Origin of the sequence: Serratia sp. 1D1416 (assembly GCF_003641105.1) — a bacterium.
Lineage (GTDB): Bacteria > Pseudomonadota > Gammaproteobacteria > Enterobacterales > Enterobacteriaceae > Serratia > Serratia ficaria.
The window spans coordinates 3,513,373-3,534,660 of the sequence record NZ_CP032738.1; the positions used below are offsets into that span (position 1 = coordinate 3,513,373).

The 21,288-nt window shown below is 58.8% G+C and carries 25 protein-coding genes; 21 read left to right on the plus strand and 4 right to left on the minus strand.

The annotated features are described in order from the left end of the window. The first annotated feature begins 539 nt into the window (after positions 1-539). Positions 540-1,499: a 23S rRNA pseudouridine(955/2504/2580) synthase RluC gene (rluC, locus tag D7I37_RS16960; protein WP_129544027.1), complete on the plus strand. Its 960-nt coding sequence runs from the start codon at positions 540-542 to the stop codon at positions 1,497-1,499. Positions 1,500-1,508: 9 nt separating this feature from the next. Here rluC and D7I37_RS16965 read toward each other — a convergent pair whose 3' ends face one another. Continuing rightward, entirely contained in the window at positions 1,509-2,090 is a 582-nt protein-coding gene (locus D7I37_RS16965) for a nucleoside triphosphate pyrophosphatase (protein ID WP_073970315.1), read from the minus strand. A gap of 141 nt (positions 2,091-2,231) precedes the next feature. On the opposite strand from D7I37_RS16965, the gene yceD reads away from it, so the two are divergent. The 16 genes from yceD to D7I37_RS17045 all read left to right on the plus strand — a co-directional run bounded on the left by yceD (position 2,232) and on the right by D7I37_RS17045 (position 16,057). Continuing rightward, positions 2,232-2,753: a 23S rRNA accumulation protein YceD gene (yceD, locus tag D7I37_RS16970; RefSeq protein WP_061798335.1), complete on the plus strand. Its 522-nt coding sequence runs from the start codon at positions 2,232-2,234 to the stop codon at positions 2,751-2,753. 16 nt (positions 2,754-2,769) lie between these two features. Continuing rightward, complete coding sequence (gene rpmF / locus D7I37_RS16975; RefSeq protein ID WP_004943042.1) at positions 2,770-2,937, plus strand: 50S ribosomal protein L32; 168 nt, start codon at positions 2,770-2,772, stop codon at positions 2,935-2,937. An 11-nt stretch (positions 2,938-2,948) separates the two neighbouring features. Then, a complete protein-coding gene (plsX, locus tag D7I37_RS16980; protein ID WP_073970316.1) occupies positions 2,949-3,983 on the plus strand; it encodes a phosphate acyltransferase PlsX in 1,035 nt (344 codons plus the stop codon). A gap of 6 nt (positions 3,984-3,989) precedes the next feature. Then, on the plus strand, positions 3,990-4,943 hold the full coding sequence (locus D7I37_RS16985; RefSeq protein ID WP_061798337.1) for a beta-ketoacyl-ACP synthase III: 954 nt from the start codon (positions 3,990-3,992) through the stop codon (positions 4,941-4,943). Between the two features lie 17 nt (positions 4,944-4,960). Further along, positions 4,961-5,890, plus strand: a complete 930-nt coding sequence (gene fabD / locus D7I37_RS16990) for an ACP S-malonyltransferase (RefSeq protein WP_061798338.1) — start codon at positions 4,961-4,963, stop codon at positions 5,888-5,890. An 11-nt stretch (positions 5,891-5,901) separates the two neighbouring features. Further along, positions 5,902-6,636, plus strand: coding sequence for a 3-oxoacyl-ACP reductase FabG (gene fabG, locus D7I37_RS16995; protein WP_061798339.1), 735 nt, complete (start codon positions 5,902-5,904; stop codon positions 6,634-6,636). 154 nt (positions 6,637-6,790) lie between these two features. Continuing rightward, on the plus strand, positions 6,791-7,027 hold the full coding sequence (acpP, locus tag D7I37_RS17000) for an acyl carrier protein (protein ID WP_004719003.1): 237 nt from the start codon (positions 6,791-6,793) through the stop codon (positions 7,025-7,027). A gap of 82 nt (positions 7,028-7,109) precedes the next feature. After that, positions 7,110-8,351: a beta-ketoacyl-ACP synthase II gene (gene fabF, locus D7I37_RS17005; protein ID WP_129544028.1), complete on the plus strand. Its 1,242-nt coding sequence runs from the start codon at positions 7,110-7,112 to the stop codon at positions 8,349-8,351. Positions 8,352-8,650: 299 nt separating this feature from the next. Beyond that, positions 8,651-9,448, plus strand: coding sequence for an aminodeoxychorismate lyase (pabC, locus tag D7I37_RS17010; protein ID WP_061798342.1), 798 nt, complete (start codon positions 8,651-8,653; stop codon positions 9,446-9,448). Positions 9,449-9,461: 13 nt separating this feature from the next. Next, complete coding sequence (gene mltG, locus D7I37_RS17015) at positions 9,462-10,487, plus strand: endolytic transglycosylase MltG (RefSeq protein ID WP_129544029.1); 1,026 nt, start codon at positions 9,462-9,464, stop codon at positions 10,485-10,487. Then, entirely contained in the window at positions 10,477-11,115 is a 639-nt protein-coding gene (gene tmk, locus D7I37_RS17020) for a dTMP kinase (protein ID WP_061798344.1), read from the plus strand. Before mltG ends, tmk begins: the two co-directional genes overlap by 11 nt. Next, the gene (gene holB / locus D7I37_RS17025) at positions 11,115-12,122 is read left to right on the plus strand and encodes a DNA polymerase III subunit delta' (protein ID WP_095096980.1); all 1,008 of its coding nucleotides are present in this window, start codon (positions 11,115-11,117) and stop codon (positions 12,120-12,122) included. Before tmk ends, holB begins: the two co-directional genes overlap by 1 nt. Before the next feature lie 18 nt (positions 12,123-12,140). Beyond that, positions 12,141-12,917 carry a metal-dependent hydrolase gene (locus D7I37_RS17030; RefSeq protein ID WP_129544030.1) on the plus strand — a complete coding sequence of 259 codons (777 nt, stop codon included), beginning with the start codon at positions 12,141-12,143 and terminating at the stop codon, positions 12,915-12,917. Positions 12,918-13,255: 338 nt separating this feature from the next. After that, entirely contained in the window at positions 13,256-14,689 is a 1,434-nt protein-coding gene (ptsG, locus tag D7I37_RS17035) for a PTS glucose transporter subunit IIBC (protein WP_061798348.1), read from the plus strand. A 247-nt stretch (positions 14,690-14,936) separates the two neighbouring features. Further along, a complete protein-coding gene (locus D7I37_RS17040) occupies positions 14,937-15,626 on the plus strand; it encodes a hypothetical protein (protein WP_181907837.1) in 690 nt (229 codons plus the stop codon). An 11-nt stretch (positions 15,627-15,637) separates the two neighbouring features. Then, positions 15,638-16,057 (plus strand): hypothetical protein, encoded by a 420-nt coding sequence (locus D7I37_RS17045; RefSeq protein ID WP_129544031.1) that lies wholly within the window; start codon positions 15,638-15,640, stop codon positions 16,055-16,057. 81 nt (positions 16,058-16,138) lie between these two features. Here D7I37_RS17045 and mntR read toward each other — a convergent pair whose 3' ends face one another. Next, positions 16,139-16,609, minus strand: a complete 471-nt coding sequence (gene mntR / locus D7I37_RS17050) for a manganese-binding transcriptional regulator MntR (RefSeq protein WP_061798349.1) — start codon at positions 16,607-16,609, stop codon at positions 16,139-16,141. Positions 16,610-16,837: 228 nt separating this feature from the next. Here mntR and D7I37_RS17055 point away from each other — a divergent pair, with 228 nt between their 5' ends. Further along, the gene (locus tag D7I37_RS17055; protein WP_061798350.1) at positions 16,838-18,142 is read left to right on the plus strand and encodes an Nramp family divalent metal transporter; all 1,305 of its coding nucleotides are present in this window, start codon (positions 16,838-16,840) and stop codon (positions 18,140-18,142) included. 37 nt (positions 18,143-18,179) lie between these two features. Here the strand turns inward: D7I37_RS17055 and D7I37_RS17060 are convergent, their stop codons facing one another. Next, entirely contained in the window at positions 18,180-18,929 is a 750-nt protein-coding gene (locus tag D7I37_RS17060) for an SDR family oxidoreductase (protein WP_061798351.1), read from the minus strand. Between the two features lie 99 nt (positions 18,930-19,028). Between D7I37_RS17060 and D7I37_RS17065 the strand changes: the two genes are divergently transcribed. After that, entirely contained in the window at positions 19,029-19,406 is a 378-nt protein-coding gene (locus D7I37_RS17065) for a helix-turn-helix domain-containing protein (protein WP_073970317.1), read from the plus strand. Here D7I37_RS17065 and D7I37_RS17070 read toward each other — a convergent pair. Beyond that, a complete protein-coding gene (locus D7I37_RS17070) occupies positions 19,403-20,308 on the minus strand; it encodes a transporter substrate-binding domain-containing protein (RefSeq protein WP_061798353.1) in 906 nt (301 codons plus the stop codon). The two genes, D7I37_RS17065 and D7I37_RS17070, sit on opposite strands and share 4 nt — an antisense overlap. A 221-nt stretch (positions 20,309-20,529) precedes the next feature. On the opposite strand from D7I37_RS17070, the gene hinT reads away from it, so the two are divergent. Together hinT and D7I37_RS17080 are read left to right on the plus strand one after the other, a co-directional pair. Continuing rightward, entirely contained in the window at positions 20,530-20,880 is a 351-nt protein-coding gene (gene hinT, locus D7I37_RS17075) for a purine nucleoside phosphoramidase (RefSeq protein ID WP_061798384.1), read from the plus strand. 12 nt (positions 20,881-20,892) lie between these two features. Beyond that, positions 20,893-21,282 carry a YcfL family protein gene (locus D7I37_RS17080; RefSeq protein ID WP_061798354.1) on the plus strand — a complete coding sequence of 130 codons (390 nt, stop codon included), beginning with the start codon at positions 20,893-20,895 and terminating at the stop codon, positions 21,280-21,282. Positions 21,283-21,288: the final 6 nt, after the last annotated feature.

The following is a 21,288-nucleotide window of genomic DNA, read 5'->3' on the forward strand; positions in this document are numbered from 1 at the left end:
TTATTTTTACATTATCGACAAAGCTGCGGGCAAAATAACCTCATGGCCGGATTAAAACCGAAAACCCCGTGTCTTCTCGCAAAGCCGTCAACCTCACGGTTGTCGCCTGCATAGGGGCGCATTATCTCGGTAAGCCTGTATTTCTTTGTGAAAGACAGCACTTTTACTAGGGGAATAGCCTCTGATTTACGTCGACAGATCTGATTCCATTTGCCGGCCAAGCTGCAACCCGCAGCCCGCTAATTGTTTGATTTCGCATTACGTCTTACGCCATTGCTGCGTTTTTGCGCGATCAGACAAATTTTATAATTCCACCGTTTTCCCTGTTTAACGAGAATCAACGCGGAAAGTAACTGCATTATTCCACTGCTGATACCGTTATAGCAAGGTGACTTTTCCTTAACTGCGGTAGAAATCGCAAACGTTCAAACCGGCTTGCTGCCTTATTGTCCGCTGGGGTTTCGCCCGCCGTCAGAGAGACAGTTAAGCACAGAAAAAGATGTGGCGCTATTAACGCGCTCTATTTAGAATCCCGGTCCATGAAAACGAACAATCCGGCAGTACAATTAATCACGATTTCTGACGACGAAGCCGGTCAGAGAATCGACAACTTTCTGCTCGCTCGCCTGAAAGGCGTGCCGAAGAGCATGATTTATCGCATCGTGCGCAAAGGCGAGGTGCGGGTAAATAAAGGACGCATCAAGGCAGAATACAAGCTGGCGGCGGGCGACGTGGTGCGCGTGCCGCCGGTGCGGGTGGCCGAGCGCGAAGAGGCGCCGGTCTCCGCCAAGCTCGATAAGGTGGCGGCGCTGGCCGACTGCATTCTGTATGAAGACGATCACCTGCTGATCCTCAACAAGCCCTCGGGCACGGCGGTACACGGCGGCAGCGGCCTGAGTTTCGGCGTGATCGAAGGGCTGCGCGCGCTGCGCCCCGAAGCGCGCTTCCTGGAGCTGGTGCACCGGCTGGATCGCGATACCTCCGGCGTGCTGCTGGTGGCGAAGAAGCGTTCCGCGCTGCGCTCGCTGCACGAACAGCTGCGGATGAAGGGGATGCAGAAGGACTACCTGGCGCTGGTGCGCGGCCAGTGGCAATCCCACTGCAAGGCGGTGCAGGCGCCGCTGCTGAAAAACATTTTGCAGAGCGGCGAGCGCATCGTGCGCGTCAACAGCGAAGGCAAACCGTCGGAAACCCGCTTCAAGGTGGAAGAGCGCTATGAATTCGCCACGCTGGTCAAGGCCAGCCCGATCACCGGGCGCACCCACCAGATCCGCGTGCATACGCTGCACGCCGGGCATCCGATCGCCTTCGACGATCGCTATGGCGATCGCGAATTCGACCGGCAGTTGGCGAGCACCGGCCTGAAACGCCTGTTCCTGCACGCCGCGGCGCTGCGTTTTGAACATCCGTCCACCGGCGAAACCCTGCGCGTCGAGGCGCTGATGGATGAAGAACTGCGCCATTGCCTGCAGGTATTGCGCCGGCAGGCGGTTAAATAAGCCAGACTACTAGCTCAGCGGGTTGATGCCTTCGGCCCGCAGCATGTCCAGCAACGCGATCAACGGCAGGCCGATCAACGCATTCGGGTCGCGCCCTTCCAGTTTCTCGAACAACGCAATGCCCAATCCTTCGCTCTTGAAGCTGCCCGCGCAGTTCAGCGGCTGTTCCAGGCGCACATAGGCGTCGATTTCCGCCTCGCTCAGCGTGCGGAAGTGCACGTGGAACGGCTCGCACAGCGCCTGCAGATGTCGGCTGCGGCCGTTGTACAGCGCCAGGCCGGTATAAAAGGTGAGGGTCTGGCCGCTGGCCCGGCGCAATTGCGCCCGGGCGTTTTCATCGCTGTGCGGCTTGCCGGTGATTTTGCCGTCGATCACGCAGACCTGGTCGGAGCCGATGATCAGGTGGTCGGGATAGGCGATGGCCAGCGCCTGGGCCTTGGCCGCCGCCAGCCGCAGCACCAGCGCCTCGGCGGTTTCATCGGCCAGCGGGGTTTCGTCCACCTCCGGCGCGGCGCAGGCGAAGGGCAGTTGCAGCTTCTCCAGCAGCATTTTCCGGTAGGGTGAAGTCGAGGCTAACAGCAATCTCTGCATAATTTTTTTCGCAAACCATGGCGTAAATAGGTAGGGCATTTTAAACTGTCGGCCGCTGTGGAAGCGAATATTGGTGAAAGGTGCCGTTTTACGGCCTTTTTCTTTGACTCTACGTCGTTACAAAGTTAATATGCGCGCCCTATGCAAAAGGTAAAATTACCCTTGACCATTGATGCGGTACGTACCGCTCAGCGACGCCTGGATTATGCAGGTGTCTATACCCCTGAGCAGGTTACACGTGTCGCCGCCTCCGTGGTCAGTGTGGACAGCGATGTCGATGCGTCGTTGTCGTTTAATATCGACAACCAACGCCTCGCGGTGATAACAGGGCATGCGGACGTCGCGGTAACGCTGATGTGCCAACGCTGTGGTGTCCCGTTCGAGCATCATGTTCACACAACATATTGTTTTAGCCCGGTCGTCAATGATGAGCAGGCTGAGGCATTACCGGAAGCGTACGAACCGATCGAAGTCGACGAATTTGGCGAAGTCGATCTGTTGGCAATGATTGAAGACGAAATTATTCTTTCACTGCCTGTCGTTCCGGTACATGAATCTGAACACTGTGAAGTGTCCGAAGCGGACATGGTATTTGGCAAACTGCCTGCAGAGGCGGAGAAACCGAATCCGTTTGCCGTATTAGCCAGTTTAAAGCGTAAGTAATTGAGGAGTAAGGTCCATGGCCGTACAACAGAATAAACCAACCCGTTCCAAACGTGGCATGCGTCGTTCACACGATGCGCTGACCACCACCACTTTGTCTGTAGATGCGACTTCTGGTGAAACTCATCGTCGTCACCACATCACTGCCGACGGTTTCTACCGCGGTCGCAAGGTTATCGGCTAAGTAGCGGTACCTTGACTCGTCTAACCCTGGCGTTAGATGCAATGGGCGGGGACTTCGGTCCCTGCGTCACAGTGCCTGCTTCATTGCAGGCACTGGCCTCTAATTTACAGCTTCATCTCCTGCTGGTCGGCGATCCCGACACCCTCTCTCCCTTGCTTGCCAAAGCCGATCCTCTTCTTCTGGAGCGTCTGCAAGTCGTGCCCGCCGAGTCAGTGATTGCCGGCGACGCCAAACCTTCACAAGCGATACGCGCCAGCCGCGGCACCTCGATGCGCGTTGCGCTGGAACTGATCAACAGCGGCCGGGCGCAGGGCTGCGTCAGCGCCGGCAATACCGGCGCGCTGATGGGGCTGGCGAAGCTGCTGATCAAACCGCTGGAAGGCATTGAACGCCCGGCGCTGATGACGGTGATCCCGAATCAGCTGCGCAGCAAAACCGTGGTGCTGGATCTGGGCGCCAACGTCGAGTGCGACAGCACCATGCTGGTGCAGTTTGCGGTGATGGGCGCGGTGATGGCGGAAGAGGTGGTCGGCATTGCGCAACCCCGTGTGGCGCTGCTGAATATTGGTGAAGAAGAGACCAAAGGCCTGGATAATATCCGCGAAGCGGCCGCCGCGCTAAAAAATACTCCGGCAATCAACTATATTGGTTATCTGGAAGGCAACGATCTGCTCACCGGTAAAACCGATGTGCTGGTCTGCGACGGCTTTGTGGGTAACGTCACCCTGAAGACCATGGAAGGGGTGGTAAGAGTGTTCTTATCGCTGCTGAAATCGTCCGGAGACGGCGGCAAGCAGGCGTGGTGGTTAAAATTGTTGGGCCGTTGGCTGCAAAAACGGGTGGCGAAGCGCTTCGGCCACCTGAACCCCGACCAGTATAATGGCGCATGTCTGTTAGGATTGCGCAGCACCGTAATCAAGAGCCACGGCGCTGCGAACCCTCACGCGTTTGCAGTCGCAATCGAACAGGCTGTGCAGGCGGTGCAGCGGCAAGTCCCCGAAAGGATTGCTGCGCGCCTTGAGGCTGTATTACCTAAGAGTGACTGATCGTACATGTATACAAAGATTCTCGGTACGGGGAGTTATTTACCCGTACAAGTGCGCACCAATGCTGATCTTGAAAAAATGGTGGATACCTCCGACGAGTGGATCGTCACGCGTACCGGTATCCGTGAACGCCGCATCGCCGCCGCTGATGAAACCGTAGCGACGATGGGCTTCCATGCGGCTGAAAAAGCGCTGGAAATGGCGGGTGTGGCTAAAGAAGACGTCGGGCTGATCGTGGTGGCGACCACCACCTCGACTCACGCATTCCCGAGCGCCGCTTGCCAGGTGCAGCAGATGCTGGGCATCAAGGACTGCGCGGCGTTCGATCTGGCTGCGGCCTGCGCCGGTTTTACCTATGCGCTCAGCGTGGCCGATCAGTACGTGAAAAACGGCGCGGTGAAGCATGCGCTGGTGATCGGCGCGGACGTGCTGTCGCGCACCCTGGATCCGGAAGATCGCGGCACCATCATCCTGTTTGGTGACGGCGCGGGCGCGGTGCTGTTGGGCGCTTCGGAAGAGCCGGGCATCATGTCCACGCATCTGCACGCCGACGGCAGCTACGGCGGCCTGCTGACGCTGCCGTTCAAGGATCGTCAGGATCGGGACAAGCCGGCCTATGTCACCATGGCGGGCAACGAAGTCTTCAAGGTTGCGGTTACCGAACTGGCGCACATCGTTGATGAAACGCTGCAGGCCAACAACATGGAACGCAGCGCGCTGGACTGGCTGGTGCCGCATCAGGCCAACCTGCGCATTATCAGCGCAACGGCCAAAAAATTGGGCATGGGCATGGATAAAGTGGTGGTGACGCTCGATCGTCACGGCAACACCTCTGCCGCCTCTGTTCCTGCCGCGCTCGATGAAGCGGTGCGCGACGGGCGAATTCAGCGCGGCCATCTGGTGCTGCTGGAAGCCTTCGGCGGCGGCTTTACCTGGGGCTCGGCGCTGGTTCGTTTCTGATTTGACAGGAAGAAAAAATGACGCAATTTGCTTTTGTATTCCCTGGTCAGGGGTCGCAGACCCTTGGCATGCTGGCCGAGCTGGCCGCACAGTTCCCGATCGTCGAAGAAACCTTCGGCGAAGCTTCCGCCGCCCTGGGTTACGACCTGTGGCAGCTGGTGCAGCAAGGCCCGGCGGAAGAGCTGAACAAAACCTGGCAGACGCAGCCGGCGTTGCTGGCCGCCTCGGTGGCGATCTTCCGCGTCTGGCAGCAGCAGGGCGGTAAAGCCCCGGCGCTGATGGCCGGCCATAGCCTGGGCGAATACTCGGCGCTGGTGTGCGCCGGCGTGCTGGACTTCAAGGCGGCGATCCGCCTGGTCGAACTGCGCGGCAAGCTGATGCAGGAAGCGGTGCCGGAAGGCACCGGCGCGATGTACGCCATTATCGGCCTGGACAACGCCGCCATCGCCAAGGCGTGCGAAGAGTCGGCTCAGGGGCAGGTGGTTTCTCCGGTCAACTTCAACTCGCCGGGCCAGGTCGTCATCGCCGGCAACAAAGAAGCGGTTGAGCGTGCAGGCGCCGCCTGTAAAGCCGCCGGCGCCAAGCGTGCGCTGCCGCTGCCGGTGAGCGTGCCTTCGCACTGCGCGCTGATGAAGCCGGCCGCCGACAAGCTGGCCGTGGCGCTGCAGGACGTCGCCTTCAGCGCGCCGCAGGTGCCGGTGGTGAATAACGTCGACGTGCGCACCGAAACCGATCCTGAAGCGATCCGCAGCGCGCTGGTGCGCCAGCTGTACAGCCCGGTGCGCTGGACCGAGAGCGTAGAATTTATCGCAGCACAGGGAGTGACGTCGCTGCTGGAAGTTGGCCCGGGCAAGGTTCTGACCGGTCTGACTAAACGTATTGTTGACACCCTGACGGCGGCGGCGGTAAATGACGCTGCCAGCCTGTCTGCGGCGCTTGAACAATAAAGAGGAAAATGATGAGCTTCGAAGGTAAAGTTGTTCTGGTCACCGGCGCCAGCCGCGGGATTGGCCGGGCTATTGCAGAAACGTTTGTGGCACGCGGCGCCAAAGTGATCGGTACCGCGACCAGCGAGAGCGGCGCTGAGGCTATCAGCAGCTACCTGGGCGCAAACGGCAAAGGGTTTATGTTGAACGTTGTCGATGCGCAATCTATCGACAGCGTGCTGGCATCTATTCGTGCTGAATTTGGCGAAATCGACATTTTAGTGAATAATGCCGGTATTACGCGTGATAACCTGCTGATGCGTATGAAGGACGATGAGTGGCAGGATATCCTGGACACCAACCTGACTTCCGTATTCCGTCTGTCAAAAGCGGTAATGCGCGCTATGATGAAAAAGCGGTTTGGCCGTATCATCACCATCGGTTCCGTTGTCGGCACCATGGGTAACGCAGGGCAGGCTAACTACGCGGCGGCTAAAGCCGGTCTGATTGGTTTTAGCAAGTCTTTGGCACGTGAAGTCGCTTCGCGTGGCATTACGGTCAACGTCGTGGCACCTGGCTTTATTGAGACGGACATGACACGGGCGTTGACAGATGATCAACGTGCAGGCATTTTGTCATCAGTTCCAGCCAACCGGCTGGGCGATGCGAAAGAAATCGCCAGCGCTGTTGCATTTTTAGCCTCTGATGAGGCTGGCTACATCACCGGTGAAACGTTACATGTCAATGGCGGCATGTACATGATTTAAAAAATGCGAAAACTATTTGCGTTATTTGGGGTAAAAACCGCAAAATAGCGTAAAATCGTGGTTTGACCAGCCGGGATTTAGTTGCATCTTTTTCAACATTTTATACACTACGAAAACCATCGCGAAAGCGAGTTTTGATAGGAAATTTAAGAGTATGAGCACTATCGAAGAACGCGTTAAGAAAATCATTGTTGAGCAACTGGGTGTTAAACAGGAAGAAGTTTTAAATAACGCTTCTTTCGTTGAAGATCTGGGCGCTGATTCTCTTGACACCGTTGAGCTGGTAATGGCACTGGAAGAAGAATTCGACACCGAGATTCCAGACGAAGAAGCTGAGAAGATCACTACTGTTCAGGCAGCTATTGATTTCATCAACGCTAGCCAGCAGTAAGAGAACATATCTAGGCGGTCACTCGACCGCCTAAGTTTTTTCTATCCCTAGTGTCATATTTTTCCCTCCTTGGAGGACAAACGTGTCTAAGCGTCGAGTAGTTGTGACCGGACTGGGCATGTTGTCTCCTGTCGGCAATACGGTAGAGTCCACATGGAACGCTCTTCTTGCCGGTCAGAGTGGCATCAGCCTGATCGACCATTTCGATACCACTGCCTATGCGACCAAGTTTGCTGGCCTGGTAAAGAACTTTAATTCAGAGGATTTCATCTCGCGCAAAGATGCGCGCAAGATGGACGCCTTTATCCAGTACGGTATCGCTGCCGGCATGCAAGCCATGCAGGATGCGGGGCTGGACATCACCGAGGCTAACGCCAGCCGCATTGGGGCCGCTATCGGTTCCGGCATTGGCGGCCTGGGTTTGATCGAAGAAAACCACAGTTCACTGGTCAACGGTGGCCCACGGAAAATCAGTCCGTTCTTCGTGCCATCCACCATCGTGAACATGATTGCAGGCCACCTGACAATCATGTACGGCATGCGTGGCCCAAGCATCTCCATCGCCACCGCCTGTACCTCAGGTGTGCATAACATCGGCCATGCGGCGCGCATCATTGCTTACAATGACGCAGACGTGATGCTGGCCGGCGGGGCAGAGAAAGCCAGCACCCCATTGGGCGTCGGCGGCTTCGGCGCAGCGCGCGCGCTGTCTACCCGCAATGAAAACCCGCAGGCGGCCAGCCGCCCCTGGGACAAAGACCGCGACGGCTTCGTGCTGGGCGACGGCGCCGGCATGATGGTGCTGGAAGAGTACGAGCACGCCAAGAAACGCGGCGCGAAGATCTACGCCGAAGTGGTCGGTTTTGGTATGAGCAGCGATGCCTACCACATGACCTCACCGCCGGAAAACGGCGCAGGCGCTGCGCTGGCGATGGAAAATGCGCTGCTTGACGCTGGTGTGACCACGTCACAAATCGGCTACATCAACGCGCACGGCACCTCTACGCCGGCCGGTGACCAGGCCGAGGCGCAGGCGGTGAAATCGGTATTCGGCAGCGATGCGCAACGCGTGATGGTCAGTTCGACCAAATCGATGACCGGCCACCTGTTGGGTGCGGCGGGCGCGATTGAATCGATCTTCACCGTGCTGGCGCTGCGCGATCAGGCGGTACCGCCGACCATCAACCTGGATAACCCGGATGAAGGTTGCGATTTGGACTTCGTTCCGCATGAAGCGCGCCAGGTGAGTGATTTGCAGTACACGCTGTGTAACTCCTTCGGTTTCGGCGGCACCAACGGTTCCCTGATCTTCCGCAGAGTGTAATCACCTCTGTGCAGGTCGGCAGAAAAGCCCGGTTTTTAACCGGGCTTTTTTTATGCCCGAATTTTTTCCGCCGCCGCAGATTTAGCACTTTTTTGCTCGAAAATTAATGCGATAGGCTTTACTGACGCCATGCGCTCCGGCGCAAAGTCGGAGCAAACCTAAGGTGATGCGAGCGGGCGAGAGGCTATGTTAAGCGGAAAACGTGCGCTGAATGCGCGTTCCATTTGGGATACCATGCGTTTTGTGCGTTCAGGCGCCTGTCGATAACGGCGCAGCCACGATGATATTGCGGAGGAGCTATGTACTGGATTAACGGGCAGCGACACGCCGCCCTGGCGCCGAGCGACCGAGGTTTGCAGTTTGGCGACGGCTGCTTTACTACCGCCCGGGTTCGGGACGGCAAGGTCGACCTGTTGCCCTGGCACATCGAACGTATGCAGCAGGCGGCGCAGCGGCTGATGCTGCCCGCCACCGACTGGGCGGCCTTCGAAGCGGAGATGGCGCAGGCGGCAGAATCTATCCCGCTGGGCGTGGTCAAAGCGATACTGACGCGCGGCAGCGGTGGGCGCGGCTACAGCCCGGCGGGGTGCGAAAACCCCACGCGCATCGTCGCGCGCAGCGGCTATCCCGCGCACTACCTGCAGTGGCGCGAGCAGGGCATCAGCCTGGCGCTCAGCCCGGTGCCGCTGGCGCGCAATCCGCTGCTGGCGGGCCTGAAGCACCTTAACCGGCTGGAGCAGGTGCTGATCCGCGCGCATCTTGACCAGACGGCCGCCGACGAGGCGCTGGTGCTTGACACTGCCGGTATGCTGGTGGAATGCTGTGCGGCTAATTTGTTCTGGCGCAAGGGGAAAGCGGTGTTTACGCCGGACCTGAGTCAGGCGGGCGTCGCCGGGTTGATGCGGCGGCGGGTGATCGCGCTGTTGGCGGGCACCGAATACCGCCTGCACTGCGTCAGTGAGCCGCTGGATACGCTGGCCGACGCCGATGAAGTGCTGGTAAGCAATGCGTTGATGCCGTTGCTGCCGGTAAATATTGCGCAATCATGGCGTTATCATTCGCGGCAACTGTATGATTTTTTACGTCCACACTGTTAACCATGGCTGATTGATGAAGAAAAGAAAGCTGAAGATCCTGTCCCTTATTGTTGTTCTGGCATTGGCCCTGCTGTTCTGGGGTTACCAGAAGGTCGAACGCTTTGCCGATACGCCGTTGGCCATTCAGCAGGAAGCGATATTCAAACTGCCGGCCGGGACCGGGCGCGTGGCGCTGGAAGGCTTGCTGGTGCGCGACAAACTGATCCGCAACGGCAAATGGTTCCCATGGCTGCTGCGGGTGGAGCCGGAGCTGGCGGAATTCAAGGCCGGCACCTACCGCTTTACGCCGGGCATGACGGTGCGGCAAATGCTGAAGCTGCTGGCCAGCGGCAAAGAGGCGCAATTCAGCGCGCGCTTTATCGAAGGTTCGCGGCTGCGCGACTGGCTGCAGGTGCTGCAGCAGTCCAAATACCTGAAACACACCCTGGCGGGCAAGAGCGAAGCGGAAATCGCCGCTGCGCTGGGCATGCCTGAAGGCGGCCACCCGGAAGGGCGGCTGTATCCGGATACCTACCTGTATACCGCCGGCATGAGCGATATCGCCTTGCTGAAGCGCGCGCATCTGCGCATGGAAAAAACGCTGCAGGCCGCCTGGGATGAGCGCGACACCCGCCTGCCGTATAAAACGCCGGAAGATCTGCTGACCATGGCCTCGATCGTCGAGAAGGAAACCGCGGTGCCGGAAGAGCGCAGCAAGGTGGCCTCGGTGTTCATCAACCGGCTGCGTATCGGCATGCGTTTGCAGACCGACCCGACGGTGATTTACGGCATGGGCGACGGCTATACTGGCAACATCACCCGCAAGGATCTGGAAACCGCCACGCCGTATAACACCTATGTGATCGCCGGCCTGCCACCAACGCCGATCGCCATGCCGGGCGAGGCCTCGCTGAAAGCCGCCGCCAACCCGGCCAAGACGCCTTACCTCTATTTCGTCGCCGACGGTAAGGGCGGGCATACCTTCACCACCAACCTGGCGAGCCATAACCAGGCGGTGCGCGTTTATCGTCAGGCGCTAAAGGAAAAGAATGAAAAGTAAATTCGTGGTTATCGAAGGACTGGAAGGCGCGGGCAAGACCACCGCGCGCGACACCGTAGTTAACGTGCTGCGCGAACACGGCGTCGACGATATCGTTTTCACCCGCGAGCCGGGCGGCACGCCGCTGGCGGAAAAGCTGCGCGATCTGTTCAAGCGCGGCATCGAGGGCGAGCTGCCGACCATCAAGGCTGAAGTGCTGATGCTGTACGCCGCTCGCGTGCAGCTGGTGGAAACCGTCATCAAGCCGGCGCTGGAGCGCGGCGCCTGGGTGGTCGGCGATCGTCACGATCTGTCTTCGCAGGCTTACCAGGGCGGCGGGCGCGGTGTGGATCCGCAGCTGATGGCCTCGCTGCGCGATACCGTGCTGGGGGCGTTCCGCCCGGATCTGACCCTTTACCTGGATCTGCCGCCGAAAGTCGGCCTGCAGCGCGCCCGCGCCCGCGGCGAGCTGGACCGCATCGAACAAGAGGCGCTGCCGTTCTTCGAACGTACCCGCGCGCGCTATCTGGAATTGGCGGCGCAGGATGAGACGATCGTCACCGTCGATGCTTCGCAGCCGCTGGAGCAGGTTACCGCCGCCATCCGTACCAGCGTCAACCGCTGGCTGCGGCAGCAGGAAGGCGCGTAATGAACTGGTATCCGTGGTTGAACGCGCCTTACCGCCAGTTGGTCGGCCAGTACGCCACCGGCCGCGGTCACCATGCGCTGTTGCTGCATGCGGCGGCGGGCAACGGCGACGATGCGCTGGCCTATGGCCTGAGCCGCTGGCTGATCTGCCAGCGGCGCAACGGTGAGAAGAGCTGCGGCGAATGCCACAGCTGCCGGCTGATGCTGGCGGGCAACCATCCGGATTACCACGTGCTGGCGCCGGAAAAAGGCAAAAGCAGCCTGGGGATTGAGCCTATCCGCCAGGTAATCGAAAAGCTTTATTCCCATGCGCAGCAGGGCGGCGCCAAGGTGATCTGGCTGGCGCAGGCGGAGCAACTGACCGAGGCGGCGGCCAATGCGCTGCTGAAGACGCTGGAAGAGCCGCCGGAGAAAACCTACTTCCTGTTGGGCTGCCGCGAACCCTCGCGCCTGCTGGCGACGCTGCGCAGCCGCTGTCTGTACTGGCATTTGGCCAGCCCGGACGAGCAGCTGGGCCTGCAATGGCTGAACCGCCAAACGCCGGGCAACCCGGTCGATCATCTTACCGCGCTGCGCCTGCACGACGGTGCGCCGATCGCCGCCGAACGCTTGCTGCAGCCGGAACGCTGGCAGCAGCGCAACGCCCTGTGCGCCGCGCTGAGCGCCGCATTGCCTCAGCATGACATGTTGTCGCTGCTGCCGGTGTTGAACCACGAGGAGGTCGCCGAGCGGCTACACTGGTTATGCGCATTGCTGGTGGACGCCATGAAGTGGCAGCAGGGCGCGCAGGGCTACGCGCTCAATCAGGATCAGCAGCCGCTGGTGCATCAGTTGGCCAGCCGGCTGAGCAGCGCCTCGCTGCAGCAAATCGTGCAGCAGTGGTTGACCTGCCGCCACCGGTTGCTCAGCGTGGTCGGCGTTAACCGCGAGCTGCTGCTGACCGAACAATTACTGGGCTGGGAGCAGATGCTTGGCGCTGCCGGCCCTGTCCAACCCCATTCGCTGTAAGTTAAAGAGTTAAAAATTATGTTGTTAGTCGATTCTCACTGCCATCTTGACGGCCTGGATTACCAAACTCTGCATCAAAACGTCGACGATGCGCTGGCCAAGGCCAAAGCGCGCGACGTGGGCTACGTGCTGGCGGTCGCCACGACGCTGCCGGGCTATCAGGCCATGACCCAGCTGATTGGCGCGCGTGACGACGTGGCCTTTTCCTGCGGCGTACACCCGCTGAACATCGAAGACGGCTACGATTACGCCGAGCTGCGTCGCCTGGCGGCGGAGGAGCGGGTGGTGGCGCTGGGCGAGACCGGGCTGGATTACTTCTATCAGAAAGACAATCTCGAGCTGCAGCAGGCGTCGTTCCGCGAACATATCCGCATCGGCCGTGAGCTGAACAAACCGGTGATCGTGCACACTCGCGATGCGCGTGAAGATACGCTGGCGATCCTGCGCGAAGAGAACGCACAGGAATGCGGCGGCGTGTTGCACTGCTTTACCGAAGACCGGGCTACCGCCGAGGCGCTGCTGGACTTGGGCTTTTACATTTCGTTCAGCGGCATCCTGACCTTCCGCAACGCCGAACAGCTGCGCGAGGTGGCGCGCTATGTGCCGCTGGATCGCATTCTGGTGGAAACCGACTCGCCGTACCTGGCGCCGGTGCCGCACCGCGGCAAAGAAAACCAACCCGCCTATGTGCGCGATGTGGCTGAATACATGGCGGTATTGAAGGGCGTCAGCCTGGAAAGCCTGGCCGAAGCCACCACCGCCAACTTTTCACGCTTATTTCACATCGAACTTTGATCTTTGGCCTAGGCTATAGCTGGGGTCACGATCGGCTGAATTTTTTTTAAGCTCGTAATTAATCGATGAAACGGGTAATGTTCCCAGCCGTTTTCGGACGGCTGGCGAGCGTTTTTCCGTCTGTTTTGTCAAAAAACAGCCGATTCAAGAAAAATTGCCGCCTTTGTTCATTGAAACGTGATTGCCATCAAACATTGTGCAGGGCATTTATTTTACTCTGCGTAATAAATTCAAGGGGTGCTCAGACGCCCTGAATTGCAGGGGTTTTTCTCCCCCCCTTGCAACGCGAACAATCGCGAGAAGTAGCAAAGCATTATTACTCAGGAGCACACTCAACTATGTTCAAGAACGCATTTGCAAACCTGCAAAAAGTAGGTAAATCGCTAATGCTGCCGGTTTCCGTACTGCCTATCGCAGGTATCCTGCTGGGCGTCGGTTCCGCCAACTTTAGCTGGCTACCTGCGGTAGTCTCCCACGTGATGGCGGAAGCGGGCGGGTCTGTTTTCGCCAACATGCCGTTAATTTTCGCTATCGGCGTCGCCCTGGGCTTCACCAATAACGACGGCGTTTCCGCGCTGGCGGCGGTGGTGGCGTACGGCATCATGGTGAAAACCATGGCGGTGGTAGCGCCGCTGGTGCTGCATCTGCCTGCCGAAGAGATTGCGGCCAAACACCTGGCGGATACCGGCGTGCTCGGGGGGATTATCTCCGGCGCCATCGCCGCCTACATGTTCAACCGCTTCTTCCGCATTCAGCTGCCGGAATATCTGGGCTTCTTTGCCGGTAAGCGTTTTGTGCCGATTATCTCCGGCCTGGCGGCGATCGTTCTGGGCGTAGTGCTGTCCTTCATCTGGCCGCCAATCGGTACGGCGATCCAGACCTTCTCCCAGTGGGCGGCTTATCAGAACCCGGTAGTGGCCTTCGGCATCTACGGCGTGGTTGAGCGTGCGCTGGTGCCATTCGGTCTGCACCACATCTGGAACGTGCCGTTCCAAATGCAGATCGGCGAGTTCACCAACGCGGCGGGCCAGGTGTTCCACGGCGATATCCCGCGTTACATGGCGGGCGACCCGACCGCGGGCAAACTGTCCGGCGGCTTCCTGTTCAAAATGTACGGCCTGCCGGCTGCGGCTATCGCCATCTGGCATTCGGCCAAGCCGGAAAACCGCGCTAAAGTCGGCGGCATCATGATCTCCGCGGCGCTGACCTCGTTCCTGACCGGCATCACCGAACCGATCGAGTTCTCGTTCATGTTCGTTGCGCCGATCCTGTATGCGATCCACGCCATCCTGGCCGGCCTGGCGTTCCCAATCTGCATCCTGTTGGGCATGCGTGACGGCACCAGCTTCTCGCACGGTCTGATCGACTTTATCGTCCTGAGCGGCAACAGCAGCAAAATCTGGCTGTTCCCAATCGTCGGTATCATCTACGGTCTGGTGTACTACACCATCTTCCGCGTGCTGATCGCCAAGCTGGACCTGAAGACCCCAGGCCGCGAAGACACCGCTTCCGAGCAGGTGGCGCAGGGCGGTTCCGAAATGTCTGCGGCGCTGGTGCAGGCGTTCGGCGGTAAGGACAACATCACCAACCTGGATGCCTGCATCACCCGTCTGCGCGTCAGCGTGGCCGACGTATCCAAGGTTGACCAGGCTGGCCTGAAGAAACTGGGCGCAGCCGGCGTTGTCGTGGCGGGCTCTGGCGTTCAGGCCATCTTCGGCACCAAATCCGATAACCTGAAAACCGATATGGACGAATACATCCGTAATCATTGATTCAGGCAGGGGAGTGACGAGGGAGGCGAAAGCCTCCCTTTTTTTATGGTTATTTTTTGCGTTTAAATAAATTATAACTATGTCAATGCGAGCGTCGACGAATCTTTCTCTTTGTATCAATGGAATTTGTTGATAAAACATGCACTATCATTTTTGCGGTTATGCACTCGTGACTATGGCCGAGATCTCGAAATCTATGGAATAACCCATAAACAATCCTTTTATATGGGCTCAAAGGAGTAATACGGTGACAGGAACGTCCTCCCTAAGACAGGAAGAACCGGGTAAATTTTACACTTTTCAATCACGGCTTCCAGAAGGTGTTTTTTTTGAGTTTACACCTCGTAATCAGCCGCTAAATTCGCAACCGATTTTGGATGACCAAACGGGGATGTGCATCGGCTATTCTGTCACACAGGCTCCCGGTTTATGGCGGATATACGATGCAGAGGGCACATTCGTACGAATGGAAGAGGCTCCTTTAGAAAGTCCGCTTATCGACCCCACCGATCTTGCATTGCTAGCGTTTGGTGTGTTCCGCATTCTTCGTACGGGGCGGGCGCTGTTAGAGGCTGGTACTAAGGCTGCCATCTCGGTGAAACTCAGTGATGCAACGATGAGTTTTCTACGTGGACGCCTAAAGTTAGGGCTGTCGGCGCGGAACCTAAAAGTCACGGAAACCGTTGCTCGGCGAATGAGAGATCCCGGGCGTTTTGTGCCATTGCAAATTCAGGAAAAAGTCATCAGATATGGTGTCAGGCGTTCTGACCCTCATGGGGTCGCAGGGCAGTTTGTTTACCGTGCAGAAATGAGCAGGCTGGTTAAACGCAAAGTAGGCAACCAGCTTCAATATGTACGCACACGTTATAAATTGCACGTGGTCGTCAGAGAAAAAGACTGGACGATTACGCACTTTCATTACGATAACTCCCTTTGAGAAAAGCGATTATGTTTGAGATAAAAGCAAACGACTCTCTGTTTAGGTTCACGTTCGTTGAAAGATTGGAAGAAATTGAAGACAGAAATCAAGACCTGATTATCTGCTGGTTGGAGGTGCAGGGCTCTGGGATGAGTCTGCAATGCGAGTGCGAATTTAGTCTGTTTGATATTAAGACATTGCGCGATCAATTAGAGCAATTTTATCAGTCTCTATCACACGGGGACTGTCCTAAAGAAATCAGCTACTCTCCACGTATTCCAACTTTTAACTGTGAAATCGTCCAGGCTGAAGATACTGACGTCATAGGTTTCAACTTCAAAGTTTGTCCGAGCATGTTGACTTTGTGGACTATGCAAGGGGGAATGCTCATCGATCAGAGCTATTTCCCCGGCCTCATCGCAGGACTGAATGAAGTTCTTGATAGCTAATAATCCATTGTTAATCCCAGGGTAAGCGGGATTATTTTTATTAATGTAGAGGCGAAATCCCCCCTTTTTATGTCTGCGGGGTTACTTCGCGGAATGCTGGTGCAAAAACTGTTCGAACACCGCCAGGGTGTCGTCGGAGATATGGTGCTCAATCCCTTCGCTGTCCAGCTCGGCGGTTTCGCTCGGCACGCCCAGGCACATCAACAGATCGACCACAATCCGGTGGCGGCGGCGCACCTTCTGCGCCAGCAGTTCGCCTTCTTCGGTCAGGAACACCCCGCGATAGGGGCGCGATTCCACCAGCCCGGCGCTTTTCAGCCGCGCGATGTTTTTAATTGCCGTCGGGTGGGAAACGCCGAAGCGGCGAGCGATATCGGTGGTTCGGGCTTCGCGGGTGGTCTGCAGCAGGTCGGCAATCAGCTCGACGTAATCTTCGATCAACGCATTGGACTGCGCTTCACGGGCGCGGGTAAAACGCAGTGCGTGCTCTGCCTCATCCGGCATTTCGGTCTGGGCAGGGCGTTCGGCGTTATCTGGCGCGCTTGTTACCATGGTGAGGCGTCCTTAAGCATAAAAACTGACGGCTCCCGTCCAAGCCGGGAGGTTTGCCCTAAGTTAGTCCAAAGAGCACACATTATCAATTCGATACCCCGCAATCTGGTATTTAGAAATATCTATACACAAAGCCATTTTATTTTGCCTGTTGCATAAAGTGTAGCCGATGCTACATTGCCTGTAGGGCAGGTGGAAAAATAACCAGTTAAAGATTGAGGGTAAATCATGCGAGATGCGGCGACCACCACATCGTTAACCGAACGAACCAACCTGGCCATCGGCGCAGCCCTTGCCGGGCGCAAGCGTGGCGCCTTCACGCCGCTGCTGTTCGCCGGGCCGGCGGTGATCGCCTCTATCGCGTATATGGACCCCGGCAACTTCGCCACCAATATTCAGGCCGGGGCGAAATACGGCTACAGCCTGCTGTGGGTGGTGGTGATGGCCAACCTGATCGCCATGCTGTTTCAGGCGCTGTCGGCCAAGCTCGGCATCGTCACCAACCGCAATCTGGCGGAGATGTGTCGCGACCAGTTTTCGCGGCCGGTGGTGATCGGCATGTGGCTGCTCAGCGAAGTGGCGGCGATGGCCACCGATCTGGCGGAGTTCCTCGGCGGGGCGATCGCGCTGGCGCTGCTGTTCCATATGCCGCTGCTGGCGGGGATGGGGGTGACGGCGGTGATCACCTATGCGCTGCTGATGGTGGAGAAGAAAGGCTTTCGCCCGGTTGAGCTGATGATCGGCGGGCTGGTGGGCATTATCGCCCTGTGCTACCTGGTCGAGATGTTCATCGTGCCGGTGGACTGGCAGGCGGCGGGGCTCGGCATGGTGACGCCGCAGCTGCCGGATGCGCAGGCGCTGACCATCGCGGTCGGCATCATCGGCGCCACCGTCATGCCGCACGCCATCTTCCTGCACTCCGGTCTGACCCAGCACCGCAGCCCGGCGAGCGACAACGGCGAGCGCCGCAAGCTGCTGCGCTTTTCCAATATCGAAGTGATCATCGCGCTGGCGATCGCCGGGATGGTCAATATCGCCATGGTGATCATGGCCTCCAGCGCCTTCCATGCCGGCAACAGCGACGTGGCCGAGATAGGCACCGCCTACCATACCCTGACGCCGCTGTTCGGCGTGGCGGCCGCCGGCATTTTCCTGGCGTCGTTGATCGCCTCCGGCATTTCCAGCTCGGTGGTGGGTACCATGGCCGGGCAGATGATCATGCAGGGCTTTGTCGGTTTCCGCATTCCGGTATGGGTGCGCCGTCTGGTGACCATGGTGCCGGCGTTTATCGTGGTGGCGATGGGGGTCAACGCCACCGACGCCCTGGTCTACAGCCAGGTGGTGCTGAGCCTGGCGCTGCCGGCGCCGATGATTGCGCTGGTGATGTTCACCCGCCGCCGCGACATCATGGGCGAGTTCGCCAACGGCCGATGGACCAGCCTGGCGGCCATCGTCGGCACCGTGGTCATCGTGTTGCTCAACATGGTGCTATTGCTGCAAACCTTCGGCGTGGCGATCCCCGGCCTGGCTTGATCCTCGGCAGGCCGCGCGCGGCCTCTGTCACCTGACGTTATAGATTCCCCACGCCGCCATCCATCTGCAGCTCGGCGCCGACCATAAAAGCCGACTCGTCCGAGGCCAAAAATACCGCCGCCTTGGCCAGCTCCAGCGCGGTGCCCATACGGCCAATCGGCACCAGCGCGTGGATCTGCTCGCGCAGCGCCCGTTCGTCGGTATCCGGCAGCCCCAGCTTGCCGAGCGCCGGGGTTTCGGTCGGGCCGGGGCTCAGGCCGTTGACCCGGATGCCGCGCGGATGCAGCTCACCGGACAGCGTTCTGGCCAGCGACAGCAGGCCGGCCTTGCTGGCGGCGTAAGCGCTGCTCTGCGGCAGGCCGATATGCGCGCTCACCGAGCCGCACAAAATAATCGAGGCCGGGTTGGCCAGCAGCGGCAGCAGCGCCTGGATCAGGAAAAACGGCCCTTTAAGGTTAATGTCCATCAGCCGCTGATAGCTCTGCTCGTCCCAATCCTGCAGCGAACGGTGCGTGACGTCGCCGGCGTTGATATACAGCGCGTCCAGCCGCGGCCACTGTGCGCTCAGCCGCTGCGCCAGACTATGCTGCCGGGGAATATCGCCGGCATCGCTGTGCAGCAGCAGCGCCGCCGGGCCCAGGGCTTTTCCGGCGGCCTCCAGCCCGCTCTGGCTGCGGCCGGTGATCGCCACCGTGGCGCCCTCGGCGATAAACTGGCGTGCGGTTTCCAGGCCGATGCCGCTGGTGCCGCCGGTGATCAATGCGTATTTGCCCTTCAGTCGTGACATAACCCTTTCCTCTTTGCTGTTGGTTACGCCATTATTTGCGCTATAGTTTCCTTTGCATAGTAGGCACCTTTTGGATACTAAAGAACGAGGAGGGATGAAATGACCACGGAAGCGCCGTTGCCGGCAAAAAATATTTTAGCGCGCTTGCCCACCGCGGGCAGACCCTGCCCGATGGTGGACTTCGTCAACCTGGTGTCGGGAAAATGGGCGATCCCCATCCTCTATCGGCTGATACTGATAGACGGCCCGGTACGCTTCAGCGAGCTGCAGCGCGCGGTGGCGCCGATCGCCCAAAAGGAGCTGACGCGCCAGCTGCGGCAGTTTGAACAGCGCGGCCTGGTGACGCGCCAGGTGTTTCCCGAGGTGCCGCCGCGGGTGGAATACCAGATAACCGCATTGGGCAAAACGCTGCGGCCGACGCTGGATTCGCTGGCCGAATGGATGCGCCGGAACGCGCCGCAGCTGATTGGCGATTAGTCGCCGATGCCGGGTGGATTGATGACCGAGCTTTCGACCTTCTCGTCGTGCTCGCCCCAGCGATCGAGCACGCTGGCGTATTCGCCGCTGACGATCACCCCGTTGATGGCGGCGTTGATGGCGTTCACCAGTCCGTTGCCTTTTTTGCTGGTCACCGCCACGTAGGCAACGCTGGGGCCGATGCCGACCATCTTGGTTTTGCCGGTCAGCGCCGCCTTGTAGGCGCCGGTGGAGTGGGGGCCGAAGTAGGCGTCGGCGCGGCCGGATTGAATGCTCAGGTTGGCGGCGGCGTCGTCGGTCACGTAGATCGGTTGCACCGCCGGCAGGCCGTTGGCGCGGTTCTGTTGGTCCCAGCCGAGCAGGATGTTTTCCTGATTGGTGCCGGATCCGACGATCACGCGCAGCCCGGCGACGTCCTGCGGCCGGTTGATCGCGGTGATTTTGCTGGTGGACTTCACGTAGAAGCCCAGCGTGTCCACCCGGTAGGTGGCGAAATCAAACCTGGTTTTGCGCAGCCTGGTGACGGCGATATTGAAGATGGCCGCATCGTATTTACCGGCGGTGATGCCCAGCGGCCAGTCCTCCCAGGAGGTGGGCACCAGATTCAGCTCGAGCCCCAGGCTGTCGGCCACCAGCCGCGCGATATCCGGATCGCTGCCGATCGGCGTTTTGTTGTCTTCGGCGAACAGCGCCAGCGGCGGGGAGTTCTCGGAAGCGACCGCCACGGTGAGTTTGCCCGGCACGGCAAAATGGTAATCCGCCGGGATCAGCGCGATGGCGGCGGGGTTTTTCGCCGCGCGCAGCGGCTGCCGGTTGGCCTGCAGATCGATAATGCCCGCAGGGGCCGCCAGGGCGCCGCCGCACAGCAGCAGCGCGCCCAACGCCAGGGTTCCGAGTTGCATAATGCTCTCTATCCTTTTGTTAATCATGGGATTAATATTGGCTGCGGCGGGGCGCAAGTAAAGCAACAATAGTGAATAACCAAAGTGAAAAAAGTCAGATGATCGGCGCCGGCTGCGCGAATCTGCATCACTCGACGCGGAAAGTGCGCAATCAGGTTGAAAGCAGTAGAATTTGTCACTCATACTGCGTACAGCTTATTGTGCAAAACAAGGAATGCCAGATGGCCGAAGAAACGATTTTCAGTAAAATTATCCGCCGCGAAATCCCTGCTGATGTGGTTTACCAGGACGAACTGGTCACCGCTTTCCGTGATATCTCTCCTCAGGCTCCAACCCATATTCTGATCGTGCCGAACGTGTTGATCCCGACCGTGAACGACGTCACCGTCGAGCACGAGGCGGCGCTGGGCCGCATGATCACCGCCGCGGCGAAAATCGCCGAGCAGGAAGGCGTCGCCGAAGACGGCTACCGCCTGATCCTCAACTGCAATCGCCATGCCGGCCAGGAGGTCTATCATATTCATATGCATCTGGTCGGCGGCCGTTCGCTGGGGCCGCTGCTGTCACGTTAACCGAGGAAAATCATGCGCTATAGCAAAACCCTGCGTTGTCTGATGGCGCTGACGTTACCCGCCGTGATACTGATGGGCTGCAGTTCGCCAGCCGGCATCGCGGTCAATCAGCGGCAGACGGTGGTGATGGACTCATCGGTGCTCACCGCGGGCATTTTGGCCGACACCCCGGCGATCGCTAACGCGTCCGGGCGGGTGATGGCCACCTCGGTGCTGAGCAACAGCCAAACGTCGCCGGTGACCCTGCATTACCGCTTCTACTGGTACGACGCGCAGGGGCTGGATATTCGGCCCTTCGAAAAGCCGCGCGAGATCGTCGTGGCGCCGGGCTCGGAGGCCAAAATCTATTCGATCAACGGTAATCTGGACGCCAAACGCGCGCGTCTGTATCTGTACTTGTAAGCGCTT